The following is a 19,202-nucleotide window of genomic DNA, read 5'->3' on the forward strand; positions in this document are numbered from 1 at the left end:
AAACTTATGAAAAGGCAGCGTTAGGCTGCCTTTTTTGTAGTTGTTATTGGATGGAAGCCTTTATGTTTGAAGATCGAAGTTGGAACAAAGACTTTTCTAAACCTTGCCCCGCAGCGCAGGAATTAATTCGTGAGCAGCTCGAATTATCTTACAAGCAAGGATCAATCAAGCGAGTCTACAAATGTGCTCAATTTCTTGATAAGTATCAACTGATAGCAGACAAAGAAGCCAAACTATTGGCGGAAGCAGGGCTAAAAACTGGCCATAAAAAAGCAGCTTTACTTGGGTGTCAACGTCTTGTTGAATTAGACCCAAGTAATCACGAAAGTGTTCAATTTTTGCTGCAATCCTACATGAGCGTAGGAGACTTCAAGCACGCACATCAAACATCGCAAATTTTGTTGGCTCAAGGGCTCGTTGATGAATCATTTGTTGCCGATTTAAACGATAAAATTTCATTGAAGCATGAACTTGAAAACCTAATTATCCAATTGTTTTCTTCGCCAGTATCAACCTCAGAATCAGAGCTGCATTTCTCTCAAGTTCAGCAAGTGCTGCAACTTGCTGCAGACATTAACGATATGGAATTATGCTTTAAAGTTGTGACGGGGTGTTTGTCTGCGCGCTCAATTCCCAACGCGTGGGTCATATCAATTTTTGATTTATTGACTGAAAAATTTGATCAAAATACGCATTTAGATCTTTTAGATCACCTTAGAATTGACCATTATTGGGCCGATTTTGCAGAACATTTTGTGAAATATTGCAGCTTAAATAGCAAATCAATTGACGCTCAAACGGCGCAAAAATTGTTGGCAGTGGTCCAAGGAGTTCCAGGAAAAGAATCGGCTTCTTTAGCGTTGTTGGTATTGACCCAGCAGTGGAGCAAAGCCGAACGGCTACTTGCTAAAAATAAATCCATTCAATGGCAAAACTATAGCCTTAAGTCCCTAGCCAAATTGCTTTGTAACCTCAACAAAATGGATGCTCTTGATCGCTTAATCGCAAGAAATGAAAATACCAGCGCTGAAGTTTTTTGGCTCCTCGCTGCTGGTTTAGAGGGCAACAGTAAAGCTTTAGAGCGTAGACTTCAATTGTTGCAACAGGCTTCAAAATTGTCTGAAACGAGCTCCCAAATTGCCAATGATCTCGGTGATGTATATTTTGCTTTGGGGCGGCATGAAGAAGCCAAAAACGCATTTTACAAAGCATACTCGTTAGCGCCAGATGAAAATTTTTACACGTGCTATAACTTGGCTATGACCCTTCAAGTGCTGGGTGGAAATAAACAAGCCCTTGATTATTACAAGGTTGCTTTATCAATTGATCCAGAGCGCAGTGTGTCGTGGAAAGCGGTAGGTAATTTCATGAGTGCTTCGGGCAGCGCTCATTTAGCCCATGATGCGTTTCGACTTTATTTGGCGGTTTACCCAAATGATGTGGAAGTTTGGTTGCAATACGCGACGATGTTGCAAAGCCTCAATGAGATCGAGTTAGCACTTGATATCGTTGAGGAAATATCCACTCAACATCCCAACAATTTGACAGCCAAAGTGGTTTTTTCCGGTCTTAATATGACGTTGGGAAAAGCGACACAAGCGAGACAAATCAATGAGCAATTATTGTATTCGAAAGACACTCCGCATCACTTTAAATTGCAAGCGCTGGGAAATGCCCTTTTTGCTTCGAACTATGATCCTAAATTGAATTCTGAAGAGCTTTATGGCAAATACAGCTTGGTACAGCTGCTGTTACCAAAGCAAAAGTACTTTGAGTGGAACGCCAGTGGAAATAACAAGAAAATAAGGGTTGGATACGTGTCTGCTGACTTTAAAACTCACGCATGCGCATATTTTATTGAGCCCCTTCTTTCTCACTATAATCATGACCGTTTTGAAGTGTTTGCCTACTCAGGGGTAAATATTGAAGATGAATATACTGACTTGTTCAAAGGTAAGGTCGATCATTGGCGGTATATTGCAAAGCTCAGTGATGACAAGGCAGCAGAACTAATTCGAAGCGATGAAATTGACATCCTAGTGGATCTCAGTGGTCATACATCGGGCAGTCGGTTATCGGTTTTGGCTCTTAAACCAGCTCCTATTCAGATGAGTTGGTTAGGCTATGGTTATACCACAGGGCTGCCGCAAGTTGATTACTTCTTGTGTGATTGGGAAATGGCGCCTGAGGGTTCTGAGATGTTATTTTATGAAACACCTTTACGCCTCGATAGACCTAGTTTCACTATTAAGCCACATCAGAAATATTTAGATTTTGAACCTAAACGTAGAGACCTTTTTGATGGTTCGCCCATTGTGTTTGGATCTGCAACTCGAGCGATAAGAATCAACGATCAGCTTATCGCCGCATGGGCTGAAATAATATCAAGAGTTCCTAACTCTATTTTAAATATAGATAACCCTAATTTTGCTGATCCTTATTCAGCCGAACAGATGACTCAGCGCTTCGTCGATGCGGGGATTCCAAGAGAACAGTTAAAGATTGAACATGCCGGTGACTATTTCAATACCATTGCCGCTATGGATATTTGTTTAGATTGTTTTCCGCATAACTCAGGCACCACTATTTTTGAGATGTTGTGGTGTGGTACCCCTGTCATTACAAAGCGAGATCGGCCATCGGTCGGGCGAATTGGGGTATCGATTGTGCAAGGGGTGGGCCGACCAGAGTGGATTGCGGACTCTGTAGAAGAGTATATCGAAAAAGCTGTCAGTCTCGCTCTTGATAGAGAGAGATTGGCAATGATCACGAAAAGCTTACGCAACGACTTTAAGACATCTCAGCTCTATGATGGAGAGGGCTTTTGTCGTTCAGTTGAACGTGCTTATGAACATATTCTATCCGAGAGGTTCTCATGAAAGCAGTGATTTTAGCCGGAGGTTTAGGCACACGTATTAGTGAAGAGTCGCACCTTAAACCTAAGCCCTTGATTGATGTGGGTGGGCGTCCCATGCTCTGGCATATCATGAAGATATGCTCTTTTTATGGGATCAATGATTTTGTAATTTGTTTAGGATACAAAGGTTACAAAATTAAGGAGTATTTTAGTAACTACTTCTTATACAACTCCGATGTGACCTTTGACTTCTCACAAAACAGCATGGAAGTGCACAATAAAAAAGCAGAGCCTTGGAAAGTGACATTGGTCGATACTGGCGAGGACTCGATGACGGGGGGCCGTCTCAAACGAGTTCGCGGGTACCTTGATGATGAACCATTTTTATTTACCTATGGTGATGGGGTAGCCGACATTAATATCCATGATCTCGTGTCATTTCATAAATCCCATGGAAAGCTGGCAACTGTTAGTTCTGTGTTACCTCCTGGGCGATATGGGGCGCTTGATTGTTCAGGTAGTCAGGTCAATGGATTTCGAGAAAAACCACGTGGCGATGGTGGCATGATCAACGGGGGTTTTTTTATCCTAAACCCGAAAGCTATTGATTATATTGCTCATGATGGAACTTCATGGGAGCTTGAACCCTTGAATCAGCTTGCAAGCGATGGTGAGTTGCAGGCATTCAAACATGAAGGTTTTTGGCAAGCCATGGATACGCTGAGAGACAAGACACATTTGGAAAATTTGTGGAAGTCCAACAAGGCGCCTTGGAAGGTGTGGGAATCGTGATGAGTTTTTGGCAAAATCGCCGAGTGTTCATCACCGGTCATACTGGCTTTAAAGGGGCATGGCTTAGCCAGTGGCTTTTGCAAATGGGGGCACAAGTTCACGGGTATGCGCTGCCACCAGAATCGTCTAATTCGCTGTTTTCGATCTTACAATTGGAAACGAGAATGAACCACATATTAGGTGATATACGTGATAGCGAGGGGCTTACCAAAGCACTCGTCGAAGCTAAAGCAGATGTGGTGTTTCATTTGGCGGCACAGCCACTTGTCATCGATGGTTACAAGTTTCCAGTGGACACATTTGACGTGAATACAATGGGAACGGTGCACTTGTTGGAAGCCGTCCGACAATGTAAGTCTGTGCGTTCGGTCGTCGTCATCACAACCGATAAGGTTTATGAACCGAGTACTCTCGGGACCCCTCACATGGAGTCAGATCCACTCGGTGGATACGACCCTTATAGTGCAAGTAAAGCTTGTACCGAGCTGGTAGTGCAAAGTTATCGTCGCTCATTTTTTAATGAACACGGACGAGTTGGAATTGCGACAGCTAGAGCGGGGAATGTCATTGGCGGAGGAGACTTTGCTGAGCACCGTTTGATTCCCGATATTTGTAAAGCTTGGAGCCAAGCTAAGCCACTGGTTATTCGCCAACCGAGAGCGGTTCGTCCTTGGCAACACGTGTTGGATGCTTTGCATGGCTATTTACTATTGGCTCAGCAGATGTTCCATACGCCTCAAATAAGCGCGCTAGCTTGGAATTTTGGCCCGGCTCAAGCTGATATGTGGCCTGTTGAGGCCATTGTGAAGCATATGCAAGAGCAATGGCAATTGCGAACAAAACAAGAGGTCTCGGTTCAGATCGAAGCCGCCGTTTATCATGAAAACCCTTCTCTGCTGCTTGATAGTCATAAAGCCCACACCAACCTCGATTGGCAACCCGTATGGTCACTTTCTACAGCTCTTGATTACTCCTTGCAGTGGTATTTAGCGTGGGCAAACTCAGCGGATTTAATGGCCGTTACAGAATCTCAAATTAACACATTCATGCAAGGAGTGGTTACCGATGCAACAAGACTTTAGTGTAGAAACTTTACCACTCAAAGGTGCATTTCGAGTTCGGCATAAGGTTTTTTCAGACCACCGAGGAATGTTTAAGCGTTTGTCTTGCCATCAAAGTTTGTTGGACTCAGGTGTTGATGCTCAACCACGACAAGTCAACGCATCGCTGACTCCGAAAAAAGGCACGATTCGGGGAATGCATTTCCAGCATGAACCTGCGACAGAAACTAAAATTGTGTGCGCAATGTCGGGATCATTATTTGATGTGTTGATTGATTTAAGACCCGACTCCGATACTTATTTGCAATGGTACGGTGAACAGCTTTCTGGTGAGTCTCACAGCAGCCTCATTGTGCCTCCAGGGTTTGCTCATGGGTTTCAAACCACCAGTGACAACGTACTCATGATGTATTTGAACAGCACTGATTATGCGCCTGATTTAGAAAGCGGAATTCACCCACTTGATCCAAGTATTGCGGTTGCATGGCCACTCCCTGTGACCGAGCTGTCTGCCAAAGATTCAGAGCATTCGTTCATTGACAGTACTTTTAATGGTATTAGCCTTGGCACATTTGAGGGAACTTAGATGACTATCGAAATTCATCCTACAGCCAAAGTGTCTGCGTTGGCCGATATAGAAGTTTCCGTCCGAGGAACCAAAGTTGTCATAGGCCCGCGCACTGTCATCGATGCGTTTGTAAAATTCAAACCCGCCGGAGGGAAAGGCGATGTGGTGATTGGCGCTGACTGTGTTTTAAACTCCGGGTGTGTAGTCTATACCGGAAACGGTCTTACCATTGGTGATGGTGTTGCTGTTGCGGCAAACACTACATTTGCTCCAGTAAACCATGCCTTTATGGACAAAAACCGGACAATTCGAGAGCAGCGCTTTTTACCGAGTAAAGGCGGTATTGTTATCGGAGATGATGTTTGGATTGGCGCGAATTGTGTCATTTTAGATGGAGCATGTATTTCTGATGGAGCTGTCGTTGGAGCGATGTCCTTGGTGAGGGGGAACGTTGCTCCTTATAGCGTTGTTGCGGGGAATCCTCTGCGACAAATATCAGAGCGCACATGATGTTCACTATATTTGGTTCAACGGGCTATATCGGCAGTGAATTGGTCAAGCATCTCTGTTCACTCAATGTGCCAGTGCAGGCCATCGCCCGTGGCGATTCATCATGGAAGTCACGTTCGCTGGGGCATGTCATTTATGCCGTAGGGTTGACCGCTGGATTTCGTGAGCATCCAGAAAAATCATTGGAAGCGCACGCTGGGCTGCTATCTGAAATTTTATGTCATCAGAGATTTGATTCACTGACTTATTTATCATCAACTCGTTTGTATGGCTTGCAAAGCGAACGAGCAGCAAAAGAAGACGATGCGATTTCGATTCGACCTTCATTGAGCGGTGTGTACGATTCTAGCAAGCTACTTGGGGAAAGCCTTTGCTTAGCGCAGTCTTTGCCCACAGTTCGGGTTGCGCGCCTTTCAAATGTATTTGGTGTGGGGCAACCCAGTAATGTCTTTCTACCTCAAGTACTATCGTCGTTGAGAGAGTCTGGCCAAGTTGAAATTGGAGAAGCACCAGACTCCTCGAAAGACTACATCTCGATTGATGATGTGGTGAAGATGCTGGTGAGCATCTCACAAAGGGGGCAACACAGGATTTATAATGTTGCGTCGGGTCACAATGTGACGCACCTTGAGATTGCTCACGCAGTTGAAAAATTTATTCCCAATTCGGTGAAGTTTGCGGCCCAAGGGCAAACTCGTAAGCTTGCATCCATTGATATCGCGCGAATTCATGATGAATTCAATGTCACTCCTAAATTACTTTTGCCATCGATAGAAGCGCTACTTAAAAGCGATGGTTTTGCCAACACCATGAGGAAAATTTAATGAGCTACGAGAAATCTCCAGCGGTCATTCAATTTCATGAAGAAAAGAAGCAACGTATTGCCGGCTATCGCAAAGATGCTGAGTGGCAAGAATTGAATAAAAAGTGGGTAAAGAAGGCCTTCGATCATCAGTACATGTACAACTTTAGTTGGATGGGCCGCCCGGTTATTCAAATGCCTGCCGATTTCTGGGCAATGCATGAGTTGATTTGGGAAATCAAACCTTCGGTCATTATTGAGTGCGGTATCGCGCACGGTGGAGCCTTAATTTTCTATGCATCACAGTTAGAAATGCTGGGCAAAGGTAAGGCGATTGGTGTGGATATTGAAATTCGACCACACAATCGCGAAGCCATTGAATCTCATGAAATGTTCAAGCGTATCGACCTCGTCGAAGGATCCTCTGTTGCTGATAGTACCGTCGCGCAAGTGAAACAGCTGATGGCCAATGAAACGGGCCCTGTGATGGTGTGCTTGGATTCCATGCATACTGAAGAACATGTGATCGCAGAACTCAATGCATATGCCGAACTTGTCACCTCCGGTAGCTACCTGGTTGTGTTCGATACTGTTGTGGAAGAGTTACCCAAAGGCTATTTCGACAACAGGCCGTGGGATGTTGGTAATAGTCCGATGACTGCAGTGAACAAGTGGCTTACGACTCGTACTGATTTCGTTCGCTCTGATTACGACGATAAATTAGTAGCCACTGCGTGTAATGGCGGTTTCTTGAAGAAGATTTGAGCAAGGATTAGATTGTGAATGATGTAATTACCAACCAGTTTTATGGCGTATCTGACGCGGCGAAATTCTCAGAAGGCATGCGGATGGTGTTGGAATCCGTAGGGCACAATAAGAATATATATGCCAGCGATAATATGATGACATTTGGTCGAAATATGGGGTTTATGACGGACCCCGAATTCGTCAAAGTGATTCAGGATAACAACCCAGAGGATCTCGAGTTATCATTTCTTTGGCGCACGCACACCTTAGCTTGGGCTGCTCGCCATGCGGCTCAACTTGAAGGGGATTTCGTAGAGTGTGGATGCTATCGGGGGTATACAGCAAAAGTCGTTGCTGATCTTGTCGGCTTTTCTGACATGAATCGTCAATATTGGCTATATGACGTATTTAACCCAGAGACTATTATGGGAAGTCATAATGCTTCGATTTCTGACCCTTTTGAGTTTGTTAAAAAACGATTCGAAGCATATAACAACGTGAACGTTATTAAGGGGTATGTCCCCAGTTCATTTGAACAAGGTATGCCTGAAAAAGTAGCTCTGCTTCACATCGACATGAACCATGCTGAAGCCGAACTAGGTGCACTAGAACATCTTTTTGAACGCGTCGTATCTGGCGGAGTGATTGTTTTAGATGATTATGGGTGGACAGCTTATAAAGCGCAAACAGTAGTGGAAGATGGCTGGCTAAATGCAAAAGGGTATTTTGTGTTGGAACTTCCTACAGGGCAAGGTGTAGTTATAAAAAGATAGGTTTAAATTGCTGTTATTCAAACGCTTTTAATTTTTTTATTTTTTTTCTAAAGGTTTTCTACGAAGAGTCGTTAACTTTAGTGAGACTAAGAAACACATCTAGCGAGACTCAGGTCCGCAGGTATAGAGGAAGCGAATCATGGCTTTAACAGTACAAACTAACGTATCAGCGATTAACTCAACTCGTAACCTGAGTAGCGCATCTGCTGGCGTAGAAACATCATTAACGCGTTTGTCTTCTGGACTTCGCATTAACAGCGCACGTGACGATGCGGCCGGCTTGCAAATTTCTAACCGTCTGACTTCTCAGATTAACGGTTTGAACGTTGCAGTCCGTAACGCAAACGACGGCGTATCTATTTCGCAAACTGCAGAAGGTGCGTTGCAAGAATCAACGACCATCCTTCAGCGTATGCGAGACCTATCAATTCAGTCAGCAAACGGTTCAAACAGTTCTTCAGACCGTACAGCGATTCAAGAAGAAGTTGCACAACTTCAGAAAGAATTGACACGTATTTCTGAAACAACATCGTTTGGTGATCGTAAACTACTTGACGGCACGTTTGGTACTGAAACATTCCAGGTCGGTGCTCAGGCGAACGAAACAATCGATGTGACACTGGCTGCGTTCCGTGCAACAGATATTGGTTCGTACCAACAACAGCTCGTTGCAAGCCAAGCAAGTGAAGGTTTAGGTGCTGTTGCAAGTGCATCAGGTAACACCACCGCTGGTGGTACAGTACCCGGTAACGGCGTTGCTGGTGGTACTCTGACGATCACCTCATCAGGAGAGCAAGCAGAGATTACAATGTCTGCAGACGCTTCTGCAGCAGATATCGCTAAAGCGATTAATGACGGTGCTGGTCGTTCAGGTGTGACTGCTGATGCACGCACAGCGGTTGAGCTGAGTGGCTTCACTGCGGGCGATACCATTGCAATTAACTTGAATGGCGCGAATGACCCAGGCGATGCCAATACGGTGATTGCTATTGTGGGTGATGATGGCAACCTCGAGTCACTTGCGAACGAAATTAATAAAACGTCGGGCGATACAGGTGTAATTGCACGTGTGAACGACTCGGGCAACATTGATTTAATCAGTGAATCTGGCGACGATATTGGCATTGCCAACCTGGGCGATACAACATTCGATTTGGAAAGCTATGAGTACGATGGTGTTACTAAAGGTGTAGGTGCAGCAACCTTGAGCGCATATGGTGCGGTCAACGCGGCAGGTGTTGTTAAAATTGACGGCTCTTCTGCATATACCTTAGAAAGTAGCGATGCAACAACATTGATTGGTTCAAACGCTGCAGCTGGTACTGGCCCTGAAGAGTTGTTTGGCGCCGCTGCTGCAACTAATGTCTCGGCGTTGAATGATGTTGCAGATATTGATGTATCAACAGCGAAAGGTGCACAAGATGCATTGTCTGTTATCGATGGCGCCCTGACCTTCATTGATAGTTCTCGTGCGGAGCTTGGTGCGGTTCAAAACCGTCTGAACTCAACGATTTCTAATTTAGATAACATTGTTGAGAACGCATCTGCATCACGTAGCCGTATTCGTGACACTGATTTTGCCAAAGAGACAACTGAATTGACTAAGAACCAGATCTTGCAGCAAGCAAGTACATCTATCTTGGCTCAAGCACAGCAGTTACCTCAGGCAGCATTAAGTCTCTTGGGTTAATATTCAAGGACTTAAGTCAACTTCAGAAGGAGCTCACGGTTGTGAGCTCCTTTTTGCGTTTAAACTATTAAAGTTTTTTGAATTACGGACGATAATTATACAAGAACTGTTTTTGGAGGTGGTGTATGGCAATTGAAGCAAATGTAGCAACAGAAGTTGTGGCTGCCCTAACTGGTGCACAATCCAATAGCACGACGGGGACAGCTCAGCACGATCTGACTGCTTCTGAAATTGCAGAGCAAAAAGCTGTTGCGGCCAGTGAGAAAATTCAAGAAGCAGGACAAAATGCTGAAAATCTTACGCCTGAGCAACTCGAAGTAGTGGTACAACAATTGCAAGATTTTGTGTCCACACTTAATCGAGGAATAGCGTTTCAGGTGGACGATGAGTCAGGTAAAGATGTAATCAAGGTAACAAACCGGGATACCGGAGAGTTGGTGCGGCAAATTCCTTCCGAAGAAGTGCTACTTCTTGCCGCAAGGTTATCAGAAGCAACCGGACTGCTTGTAAACACTGAAGTGTAAGTGAGTCACTATGTCAACTATTTCTACCCCAGGCATCGGTTCTGGTATTGATATCAATGCGATTGTTGGAGCGTATATTGACGCTTCTCGTGTGCCGTTTGAAGAGCGAACAGCAGAAAAACAATCGACATATACTAATCAAATTACTGGATATGGCACTTTACAAAGCGCCGTCGACAGTTTGAAGACGTCTTTGACTAAACTAGCTGATCCTGATCTTTACTCAGGCATGAGCATGTCTATGAGTAGTGCGAGCAATTTTTCGGCAAAGATTGACGACACCGCTGATATTGGTTCATTTGAACTTGAAGTAAAGCAACTTGCTGAGGCACAGAAGCTGACATCAACAGGCTTTGTTGCTGAAGATGCTGTGGGTGAGGGAAGCTTGGAGCTGTCGTTAGGTTCATCTTCCTTTACCATCGATATTGCAGCAGATGCTACGATTGAAGATATCAAAAATGCCATTAATGATGCAGATTCAAATCCCGGTATCAGCGCTTCAATTGTGACTGATGATACGGGGTCACACTTGGTATTAAACTCCACTGAAACGGGTACTGATAATCAAATTAATATCACTGCTTTTGATGCGGGCGGCACTGAAATAACTGACGGTACAGGCTTAGGTCAATTACAATTTGATTCTACTGATGTGGCTAACAGCCAAATGTCGGAAACTCAAGCAGCGCAAGATGCAATCGTTATTATTGATGGCTCGTTAACGGTGACGAACTCCTCCAATACTATCGAGAATGCGATTCAGGGTGTGACCTTAGATTTAAAATCTGCGAACGACGATGGTGACACAACAACCATCACTATTAGTGAAGATAACAGCCAAGTTGAAAATGCAGTGAAAGCATTCATTGATGCATACAACGGCTATACAGAAACATCTAAAAGCTTGCAGTACGTGAATCTTGATGCAGAAATAACGGCGCCTCTGAACGGTGACTCAACTGTCCGTATGATGGATAGACAGTTTAGGGAACTCGCGTCATCGGCATTTGGGAGCGGAGTGTTTACCTCACTTTCTCAGTTGGGGATTACCACTAATGAGGAAGGTTATCTTGACTTGGATAGCGACGTTTTGTCTGACGCGGTGAAAAACAATAAAGAAGACCTTCAGTCATTCTTTGTTGGCACTGAAAGTGAGCCTGGTTTAGCGGTGAGTTTTGAAGAGAAGATTAGTGTTTATTCTGGGGCTGATGGTATTGTCAGTACGCGGATCAATACACTCACCGGGCAAGTAGAACGTCTTGATATTGAAACTGAAACCTTCAATGAGCGGCTTGCCACTCAAGAAGAGCAGCTCTACTCTCGCTTTAATGCTATGGATATAACAGTTGCAAGCTTACAAAATACATTGAGTTTTGTGACAAGTCAGTTGAGTAATTTGCCTGGAGTAGTAAGCCAAGATTCATAATCAGGCTTTACATTGAGACAAAAGGCTGCCTGGAAAAGGCAGCTTTTTTGTGCTCGCCATGTTTTCACAAGACTACCGAGTTTTTTTGATGCTTTGATAAACCGCTGCGCCCGCAGAAGTTTGACGAAGCGACAGCACACCTTGCTTCGCCTTTTCTTTTTCGATGCCTGCGAGCTCAATCGTTTCCACAAGGAGTGACTGCACCTCAGTGAGCAGAACAATCGCTTGTTGTTGCTGTTCACCGGTTTGAGATTGGGCATGGGAAGCCAAAGTTTGGGCCACAGACTGAAGAGTTTGCGTATGTTGCCCAATGATATCAAGGGCAACTTGCAATTCGCTTGCGTCTCGATGTGAGCTGAGCTCTTCAAGTGCCTTTTGAAGCTCGACCTTAAGCTCGTTTAGTTGTTTTGTGGCGTCATTCAGCACTTGGGGTTCCTGGCACTTGTCCATTTTTATATTCATCTGGGATGCCGTCCCAACCTTCCTTTAATTCTCGAACAATGCCTGCGATTTCATCGATGGGGGCTTGTTCAGACTGGATATTGGCAATAATTAATTTTTGCGTACAGTAGTCATAAAGCACATCAAGGTTGCTGGCAATAGTGCCGCCTTTGTCCAAGTCTAAACTCACTTTCAAAACGTCCAAAAGGCGAATTGCTTTACTGATGGATTCGCCTTTTTGTTTGATATCTTTACGCTCAATTGCGTTTGAAGCGGCGACAAGGTTACCGAGAATATGTTGAAAAATAGCGGTTACTTGAGCATGAGGAGATGCCTCTTTCAAGGACGCTACCGTATTTTTACGATACTGCTGAATCGAGTGTCGGGCCATTTTAAAGTCACTTCTCTTTATCTGAATTGAGGTGCTATTGATTCAGTGCCCCAATTATCTATTAGTGTTTCCAGCACTGCCGAAAAACTGTCATCTGGCAATAGTGCTGCAAAGATTGTACCTACTTGTAAGTCGGAGCGTGAGTCGATTATCCACGGATCATAGTTAAATATTTTGTTAAACAAACTGACCTAGGTCGAAATTTCAAAGGAATTCTGAACAATAGATTCATTCCAACACCTTTGTGCGGTTGTCATGCTGCATTGTTTGGTTAGAATAAACTGAATCGTTTTTTGTAAATCTGATGTATATTTGAAGAATACAAAAATTCAATCGCAACAAACGCATGGCAGCAAGGTAGTCGACACGAATGCAAGGTAATTCTGAGGTTTTGGTCATAGATGACCACATGAAACGAAAACAGCAGGTCGAGCTGTTGCTGCAGTTTATTGGCGAACCATGTAAGTTGGTGAGTTCGGCCAACATTGGAGAAGTGCTAACCGAGCAAGTCGCTTGGCGGGCAGTGGTTGTGGGACAAGTTGATATTGGCTCCCCATTTGAATTGGTGAGCCAACTTGCTGGTCAGTATAAGGCTCAGCCCTTTTTACTGATTGGTGAATTAGGTGATTGCGTGGCAGATCTGCCAAATGTAATTGGTAGCGTGCTAGAACCATTTAGTCATAGCCAAATGACTCAGATGTTACATCGCTGCCAAGATTATCATTTGAAAGCCCCTTCCAAGACAAAACCTACGAGCCAGCATCAAGAAATACTATTCCGAAGCTTAATTGGTCGAAGTGGTGGCATTCAGCAAGTGCGCCAGTTAATCGAGCAAGTGGCCGTGACGGAAGCCAATGTACTGGTGTTAGGTGATTCAGGCACAGGTAAAGAAGTGGTTGCCCGAAACATTCACTACATGTCTGCACGCCGTTCAGGACCATTTGTTCCAGTCAATTGCGGAGCGATTCCGCCAGATCTGCTAGAAAGTGAACTTTTTGGTCATGAGAAAGGGGCATTTACGGGAGCGATCTCGGCCCGCAAAGGTCGTTTCGAAATGGCTCAAGGTGGCACATTATTTCTAGATGAAATCGGTGATATGCCGCTTAACATGCAAGTTAAACTTCTGCGTGTGCTCCAAGAACGTTGTTTTGAGCGTGTCGGCGGTTCAACATCCATTGATGCAGATGTCCGCATTGTAGCAGCAACTCATCGCAATCTTGAAGGCATGATCGATAAAGGCGATTTTCGCGAAGATTTATTTTATCGTCTTAATGTATTTCCAATTGAAATGCCTTCATTGAGTGAGCGACGTGAAGATGTGCCATTGTTAATGCAAGAACTTATCGAACGTTTAGCGTCTGACCACAAAGTTACAATTCGGCTGACTGAACGAGCACTTGATTCCCTCATGGAACACACTTGGCCGGGCAATGTGCGTGAACTAGCAAACTTGGTTGAACGCCTTGTGATTCTGTTTCCAAATGGCCTGATCGATGTGAATGATTTACCATCTAAATACCGCCATGTGGATGCGCCAGAGTACGATCACGAGTATGACGAGTCGCTATTGGAACAAGACATGCTCAATGACGTGTTCCAAAATGATGTATACGAGCCACCTGAAAGTTCCATGTCGACTCAGCTTCCACCTGAAGGTTTAAATCTCAAAGAGATGATGACCGAACTAGAAATTGACATGATCAATCAAGCGTTGGAAACCACCGATTGGGTTGTTTCTCGAGCCGCTGATTTGTTAGGCATGCGTCGTACGACTCTCGTAGAGAAAATGAGAAAGTATTCTTTGTCTAAAGATAGTGCCTGATTGAACAGGTGTCGAAATCATGACACCTACATTTCTTATCTAACCTTATGAAAAACATCAAATAATAAGTTGGCATGGCGACTGCATTGTACTGTTAGATTCAATTTTCTGACAGAGGCCTGCATGCAGTCTGGCAACATCGATATGAAACCGAGGAAATTATCGGCCCACGCGACGGTGAAGGACGATGCTGCTCAATGGCAGCAACGTTCGGCATACTTGGCTGACATATTGGATGGCTTGCCATCGGCGATGATTGTATTGGATGCTGCAGGAATGATAGTCGAAGCCAATTTGGCCGCGATCGAAATGCTGGGTGAGCCGCTTGAAGGTGAACGCTGGCGAACTATCATCTCAAGAGCTTTCAGCCCTCAAGATGATGATGGCTATGAAATCTCTCTAAAAGATGGCCGACTGATTAAATTTGTCACGCGCCCTTTAAAGTGTGGTAGCGGTCAAATTATAGTTTTGACTGACTTAACCGAAACTCGCCAACTTCAAGCGCGGGTAGCTCACTTACAGCGTTTATCGTCACTCGGTAAGATGGTTGCATCATTAGCCCATCAGGTTCGAACTCCGTTATCTGCGGCTATGTTATACGCTGCCAACTTGGGGAATGAATCGCTCAACCCAGTAGCGCGAGAAAAATTCCAAAAAAAACTACTCGATCGCTTGAAAGATTTAGAATGTCAGGTCAGTGATATGTTGTTATTTGCGCGCTCTGGCGAAGGGTTATCTACAGGGCAAGTGTCGAGTCAGCAATTACTCACTTCCATTGAACAAGCTGTTGAAGTCATGGTGGAACAGCACAAAGCAACGCTAGAAGTATTGCTGCCTGAGCCCGACCAAATTCTTGCGGGCAATGCCAGCGCGCTGTCGAGTGCTATCAGTAACCTTGTGCATAATGCACTTCAAGCCAATGCAAGTCGTATTCAAGTCAAAGCACATCCAGAAGGTGAGTCGCTCCATTTGTGCGTGTCAGATAATGGTAGTGGCATTGCTCCGCATATGATTGAACGAATTCAAGAGCCGTTTTACACCACTCGAAGCCAAGGCACAGGGCTTGGTTTAGCCGTAGTGAAAGCTGTGGTTCAGGCCCATCAAGGTGAATTAAAAATTCGTTCTCAAATGAACATAGGTACGCAGGTTTGCATTTGTTTACCATTGGTTGAAGGGCTACAAGCTCCTTTAGCGTCTGAGGTCGTAGGAGAATAACTTATGACAGCACATGTACTTGTAGTAGAAGATGATGCAGGTTTAAGAGAAGCATTGGTCGATACGCTCGAGATTGCAGGGTATCAATGCTCTGAGGCGACCAGTGGTGAAGAGGCGCTATTAGCGTTGAAGGAACCTGTATTCGATATTGTGGTATCGGACGTGCAAATGGACGGTATGGACGGGCTTGGCCTGCTGCGCTCTGTTCGAAGTTCATACCCACAGCTTCCCGTTTTGTTAATGACAGCATATGCCAATGTGCAAGATGCCGTTAAAGCAATCCAGGACGGAGCCACGGATTATTTATCCAAGCCATTCTCACCTGAAGTATTGCTAAATCAAGTAGGACGATACGCGCCCGTTACTCGCGTCGAATCCACCACGCCAATTGTGGCCGATGCCAACTCTAAGGCTTTGTTACAGTTAGCAGCCAAAGTTGCAAAATCAGACGCAAGCGTAATGGTGCTGGGCCCTTCGGGAACCGGCAAAGAGGTATTGGCCCGCTATATCCACGATTGCTCATCGCGAAGCACACAAGAGTTTGTTGCGATTAACTGTGCCGCGATTCCAGAAAACATGTTGGAAGCGACACTATTTGGTTATGAAAAAGGCGCGTTTACTGGCGCAATACAAGCGTGTCCAGGCAAATTTGAGCAAGCTCAGGGCGGTACTATATTGCTCGATGAAGTGACTGAGATGGATTTGTCGCTTCAGGCGAAGTTACTTCGCGTGCTGCAAGAAAGAGAAGTTGAACGTTTAGGTGGACGTAAGACCATATCGCTCGATGTGCGAGTGTTGGCCACCAGTAACCGAGATTTAATGCAAGCTGTAAGAGAAGGAAAATTCAGAGAAGATCTGTATTACCGTCTGAATGTTTTTCCACTGACTTGGCTGCCTTTATGTGAGCGTTCGGCAGATATTGTACCGTTGGCTCGTCACTTGATTCAAAAACATTGTCAGCACTCAGGTTGTGCGGTGCCCTCGATTACAGATGCAGCCATTGCCAAGCTTGGCAGTTATCACTGGCCTGGTAATGTGCGCGAACTGGACAACGTGATTCAACGTGCGTTGATTTTGCATCACGACAGAATAGATGCAGAAGATTTGATGATTGAAATGCACATGAGTCCTACAGCCAACGTGGCTTCAGTGGTACCGAGTATGCCCGCTCAACAGGCAAATGCATTGGCCGATGCTGCCATTGCTGCCGATGACTTAGGCAGTGAGCTGAGATCTCAAGAACACCACATTATTCTTAAAACTTTGGCCGAATGTGACGGGAAACGATCAGAAGTTGCAAATAAATTAGGGATTAGCGCCCGAACGTTACGATATAAAATTGCTAAGATGCGAGATAATGGAATAGAAATACCATATTAAAATCAAGCGTTTATGTTTTTAAGGCAGCTTTCGGGCTGCTTTTTTCGTTTTTGGCAAACTCTTTGCAATTATCTAGAGAACATTGTTTATTCCGCCAATATTTTGGCAGCGTGAGGAAATACATCATGAAAGTCATGGGAAGCGAACTACTCCAACAAATGCAAGGCATGCAGGTTGAAGCCGGTAGCAAAGTAATGACGCACGCTCCAATTGAGGCCAATAATTCCAACGCCGTTGATTTCGGCAACTTGCTCAAGAATGCAATCGATAACGTGAATGGTTTGCAAGGTGACGCCAAAGAGAAAGCAACTGCTTTTGAAATGGGCGACCGCTCTGTGTCATTAGGCGATGTCATGGTTGCTTCACAAAAATCATCCGTTGCATTTGATGCCACCGTTCAGGTGCGCAACAAACTGATGGAAGCGTATAAAGAAATCATGAGCATGCCGGTTTAATCGGGAGGATAGTCCGTGGCTGAAGCAGCAACCCCATCAACAGATCTTACCTTGTCAGACTCTTCAACTGAGTTAGCTGAGGTGGATGATCAAAAGTCGAGTTTCTTCGACAGCTTGAACAATATCGATTTGATTCGTCAGGTCGTGATTGTTTTATCCCTGGCTATTTCTCTTGCCTTGGTCATTTTCATTTTGATGTGGGCCTATGAGCCTGAAATGAGGCCGCTGGGTAAAATGGACACCGAAGAGCTCATCGAAACCTTAAACTTCTTGGACCAAAATAAAATTAACTACAATGTCGACGGCAGTGTGGTAATGGTTGAAAGCAGTGATTATCAAAACATTCGATTGATGATGACTCGCGCGGGTTTGATGTCAGAAGGTGAAACAGGCGACAACATTCTCATGCAAGATATGGGATTTGGTGTGTCACAGCGTTTGGAAGGCGAACGTCTCAAATTCAGCCGAGAGCAACAATTGGCAAAAGCCATTGAGTCACTCAATCCTGTTAAAAGAGCGCGTGTCCTGTTGGCAATTCCAAAAGAAAATGTGTTTGCTCGAAAAGTAAAACAACCCAGTGCGACAGTTGTTGTATCGTTATCTCGTGGTCGGAGCCTCACCCAAGAAGAAGTCGATTCGATCGTCGATATTGTGGCTTCAGCAGTGCATGCAATGGCGCCTGGACGCGTGACTGTAACAGACCAAAACGGACGCTTACTTAACTCTGGTTCACAAGATCCTCTGAGCATGGCGCAGCGTCGCGAGTACGAATTAGAACGTAAGCGTGAACAAGAATACATGGAAAAAATCGACACCATCATGATTCCTACCGTAGGTGTTGATAGCTATACCGCGCAAGTTGACGTGGACATGGACTTCACATCTGTGGAACAAACTCAGCGTGTATTTAACCCAGACTTACCCGCCGTACGCTCGGAAATGACGGTTGAAAATATGAATTCGGGAGATCTCGCGGTCGGCATTCCTGGTGCGCTAACGAATCAACCTCCATTGAATGCCGATATTCCAGAAAATGCAGTGGGGGAAGGGGCTGCTGAGCGTGCAACACCCACAAGTCATCACAAAGAAGCCACACGAAACTATGAGCTAGACACAACAGTCAGTCACACGCGTCAACAAGTGGGTGTGATTAGACGTTTGAGTGTGTCTGTTGCAATTGATCATACGCGCGGTTTTGATGCAGAAGGAAATCCAACATTAGAGTCTCGCTCTGATGCTGACTTGGCAAGTATTAAGCGTTTACTTCAAGGCGGATTAGGGTTTTCTCTCCAACGCGGTGATACGCTAGAAGTCGTCTCTGTACCATTTGTACGCACTGATTTTGAAATGACGCCAGAATTACCCTTCTATGAAACGGAGTGGTTTAAGTACTTGTCCAAATGGCTCCTATTGTCATTCATTTGTGTTGCGCTTATTTTGGGGGTGATGCGTCCAATGCTTAAACGCCTCACGGGATCTGATACAGATGGACAAGAAGATGCAATGCTGATGGACGGCCCTGTAGCCGGACAACTCGACGACACCATGCTTGCAGCGCAAGAAGCCTTATTAGAATCTGATAACGACGAACTGATTAGCACGCTCACTAGTGGTAGACTTGAATTACCCGATTTACACCGTGATGAAGATGTGCTCAAAGCTGTTCGAGCCCTTGTGGCGAACGAACCTGAGCTAGCGGTGCAAGTTGTGAAAGGCTGGCTCGACGACAGCTCTAATTAAGGCGGGGG

Annotated in this window: 18 protein-coding genes and 1 pseudogene; 17 read left to right on the plus strand and 2 right to left on the minus strand. The window is 44.9% G+C overall.

Translation table 11 applies throughout. The features are described 5' to 3' along the window. Positions 1–62: 62 nt before the first annotated feature. From NAF29_RS04560 to fliD, 12 genes and pseudogenes are all read left to right on the plus strand, one after another. On the plus strand, positions 63–2,879 hold the full coding sequence (locus NAF29_RS04560; RefSeq protein WP_251260317.1) for a tetratricopeptide repeat protein: 2,817 nt from the start codon (positions 63–65) through the stop codon (positions 2,877–2,879). Then, positions 2,876–3,649: a glucose-1-phosphate cytidylyltransferase gene (gene rfbF, locus NAF29_RS04565; RefSeq protein ID WP_251260318.1), complete on the plus strand. Its 774-nt coding sequence runs from the start codon at positions 2,876–2,878 to the stop codon at positions 3,647–3,649. Before NAF29_RS04560 ends, rfbF begins: the two co-directional genes overlap by 4 nt. Further along, positions 3,607–4,731: a CDP-glucose 4,6-dehydratase gene (rfbG, locus tag NAF29_RS04570; RefSeq protein WP_251260319.1), complete on the plus strand. Its 1,125-nt coding sequence runs from the start codon at positions 3,607–3,609 to the stop codon at positions 4,729–4,731. Before rfbF ends, rfbG begins: the two co-directional genes overlap by 43 nt. Further along, on the plus strand, positions 4,715–5,296 hold the full coding sequence (locus NAF29_RS04575; RefSeq protein WP_251260320.1) for a dTDP-4-dehydrorhamnose 3,5-epimerase family protein: 582 nt from the start codon (positions 4,715–4,717) through the stop codon (positions 5,294–5,296). The genes rfbG and NAF29_RS04575 overlap by 17 nt, the downstream gene beginning before the upstream one ends. After that, positions 5,297–5,788, plus strand: coding sequence for an acyltransferase (locus NAF29_RS04580; protein WP_251260321.1), 492 nt, complete (start codon positions 5,297–5,299; stop codon positions 5,786–5,788). After that, the gene (locus tag NAF29_RS04585; protein ID WP_251260322.1) at positions 5,785–6,612 is read left to right on the plus strand and encodes an NAD-dependent epimerase/dehydratase family protein; all 828 of its coding nucleotides are present in this window, start codon (positions 5,785–5,787) and stop codon (positions 6,610–6,612) included. The genes NAF29_RS04580 and NAF29_RS04585 overlap by 4 nt, the downstream gene beginning before the upstream one ends. Next, positions 6,612–7,355 (plus strand): cephalosporin hydroxylase family protein, encoded by a 744-nt coding sequence (locus NAF29_RS04590; RefSeq protein WP_251260323.1) that lies wholly within the window; start codon positions 6,612–6,614, stop codon positions 7,353–7,355. Before NAF29_RS04585 ends, NAF29_RS04590 begins: the two co-directional genes overlap by 1 nt. 14 nt (positions 7,356–7,369) lie before the next feature. Continuing rightward, the gene (locus NAF29_RS04595) at positions 7,370–8,110 is read left to right on the plus strand and encodes a TylF/MycF/NovP-related O-methyltransferase (protein ID WP_251260324.1); all 741 of its coding nucleotides are present in this window, start codon (positions 7,370–7,372) and stop codon (positions 8,108–8,110) included. A gap of 139 nt (positions 8,111–8,249) precedes the next feature. Continuing rightward, a pseudogene (locus NAF29_RS18470) lies at positions 8,250–8,996 on the plus strand (flagellin N-terminal helical domain-containing protein); the annotation flags it as partial. Positions 8,997–9,179: 183 nt separating this feature from the next. After that, entirely contained in the window at positions 9,180–9,800 is a 621-nt protein-coding gene (locus NAF29_RS18475) for a flagellin (RefSeq protein ID WP_432763228.1), read from the plus strand. A gap of 125 nt (positions 9,801–9,925) precedes the next feature. Beyond that, complete coding sequence (locus NAF29_RS04605; protein WP_251260326.1) at positions 9,926–10,324, plus strand: flagellar protein FlaG; 399 nt, start codon at positions 9,926–9,928, stop codon at positions 10,322–10,324. A 10-nt stretch (positions 10,325–10,334) separates the two neighbouring features. Then, the gene (fliD, locus tag NAF29_RS04610) at positions 10,335–11,750 is read left to right on the plus strand and encodes a flagellar filament capping protein FliD (protein ID WP_251260327.1); all 1,416 of its coding nucleotides are present in this window, start codon (positions 10,335–10,337) and stop codon (positions 11,748–11,750) included. A 72-nt stretch (positions 11,751–11,822) separates the two neighbouring features. On the opposite strand, the gene NAF29_RS04615 is transcribed toward fliD, so the two are convergent. Both NAF29_RS04615 and fliS read right to left on the minus strand, forming a co-directional pair. Beyond that, on the minus strand, positions 11,823–12,200 hold the full coding sequence (locus NAF29_RS04615) for a hypothetical protein (RefSeq protein WP_251260328.1): 378 nt from the start codon (positions 12,198–12,200) through the stop codon (positions 11,823–11,825). Next, complete coding sequence (gene fliS, locus NAF29_RS04620) at positions 12,166–12,582, minus strand: flagellar export chaperone FliS (RefSeq protein ID WP_251260329.1); 417 nt, start codon at positions 12,580–12,582, stop codon at positions 12,166–12,168. The genes NAF29_RS04615 and fliS overlap by 35 nt, the downstream gene beginning before the upstream one ends. Positions 12,583–12,952: 370 nt before the next feature. Here fliS and NAF29_RS04625 point away from each other — a divergent pair, with 370 nt between their 5' ends. The 5 genes from NAF29_RS04625 to fliF all read left to right on the plus strand — a co-directional run bounded on the left by NAF29_RS04625 (position 12,953) and on the right by fliF (position 19,194). Further along, entirely contained in the window at positions 12,953–14,404 is a 1,452-nt protein-coding gene (locus NAF29_RS04625) for a sigma-54 dependent transcriptional regulator (RefSeq protein ID WP_251260330.1), read from the plus strand. A gap of 144 nt (positions 14,405–14,548) precedes the next feature. Beyond that, complete coding sequence (locus NAF29_RS04630) at positions 14,549–15,619, plus strand: sensor histidine kinase (RefSeq protein WP_251260331.1); 1,071 nt, start codon at positions 14,549–14,551, stop codon at positions 15,617–15,619. 3 nt (positions 15,620–15,622) lie between these two features. Continuing rightward, on the plus strand, positions 15,623–16,999 hold the full coding sequence (locus NAF29_RS04635) for a sigma-54-dependent transcriptional regulator (RefSeq protein ID WP_251260332.1): 1,377 nt from the start codon (positions 15,623–15,625) through the stop codon (positions 16,997–16,999). Positions 17,000–17,124: 125 nt separating this feature from the next. After that, positions 17,125–17,454 (plus strand): flagellar hook-basal body complex protein FliE, encoded by a 330-nt coding sequence (gene fliE / locus NAF29_RS04640; protein ID WP_251260333.1) that lies wholly within the window; start codon positions 17,125–17,127, stop codon positions 17,452–17,454. Positions 17,455–17,469: 15 nt separating this feature from the next. Continuing rightward, positions 17,470–19,194, plus strand: coding sequence for a flagellar basal-body MS-ring/collar protein FliF (gene fliF / locus NAF29_RS04645; RefSeq protein WP_251260334.1), 1,725 nt, complete (start codon positions 17,470–17,472; stop codon positions 19,192–19,194). Positions 19,195–19,202 lie beyond the last annotated feature (8 nt).

Source organism: Echinimonas agarilytica (assembly GCF_023703465.1).
Classification (GTDB): domain Bacteria; phylum Pseudomonadota; class Gammaproteobacteria; order Enterobacterales; family Neiellaceae; genus Echinimonas; species Echinimonas agarilytica.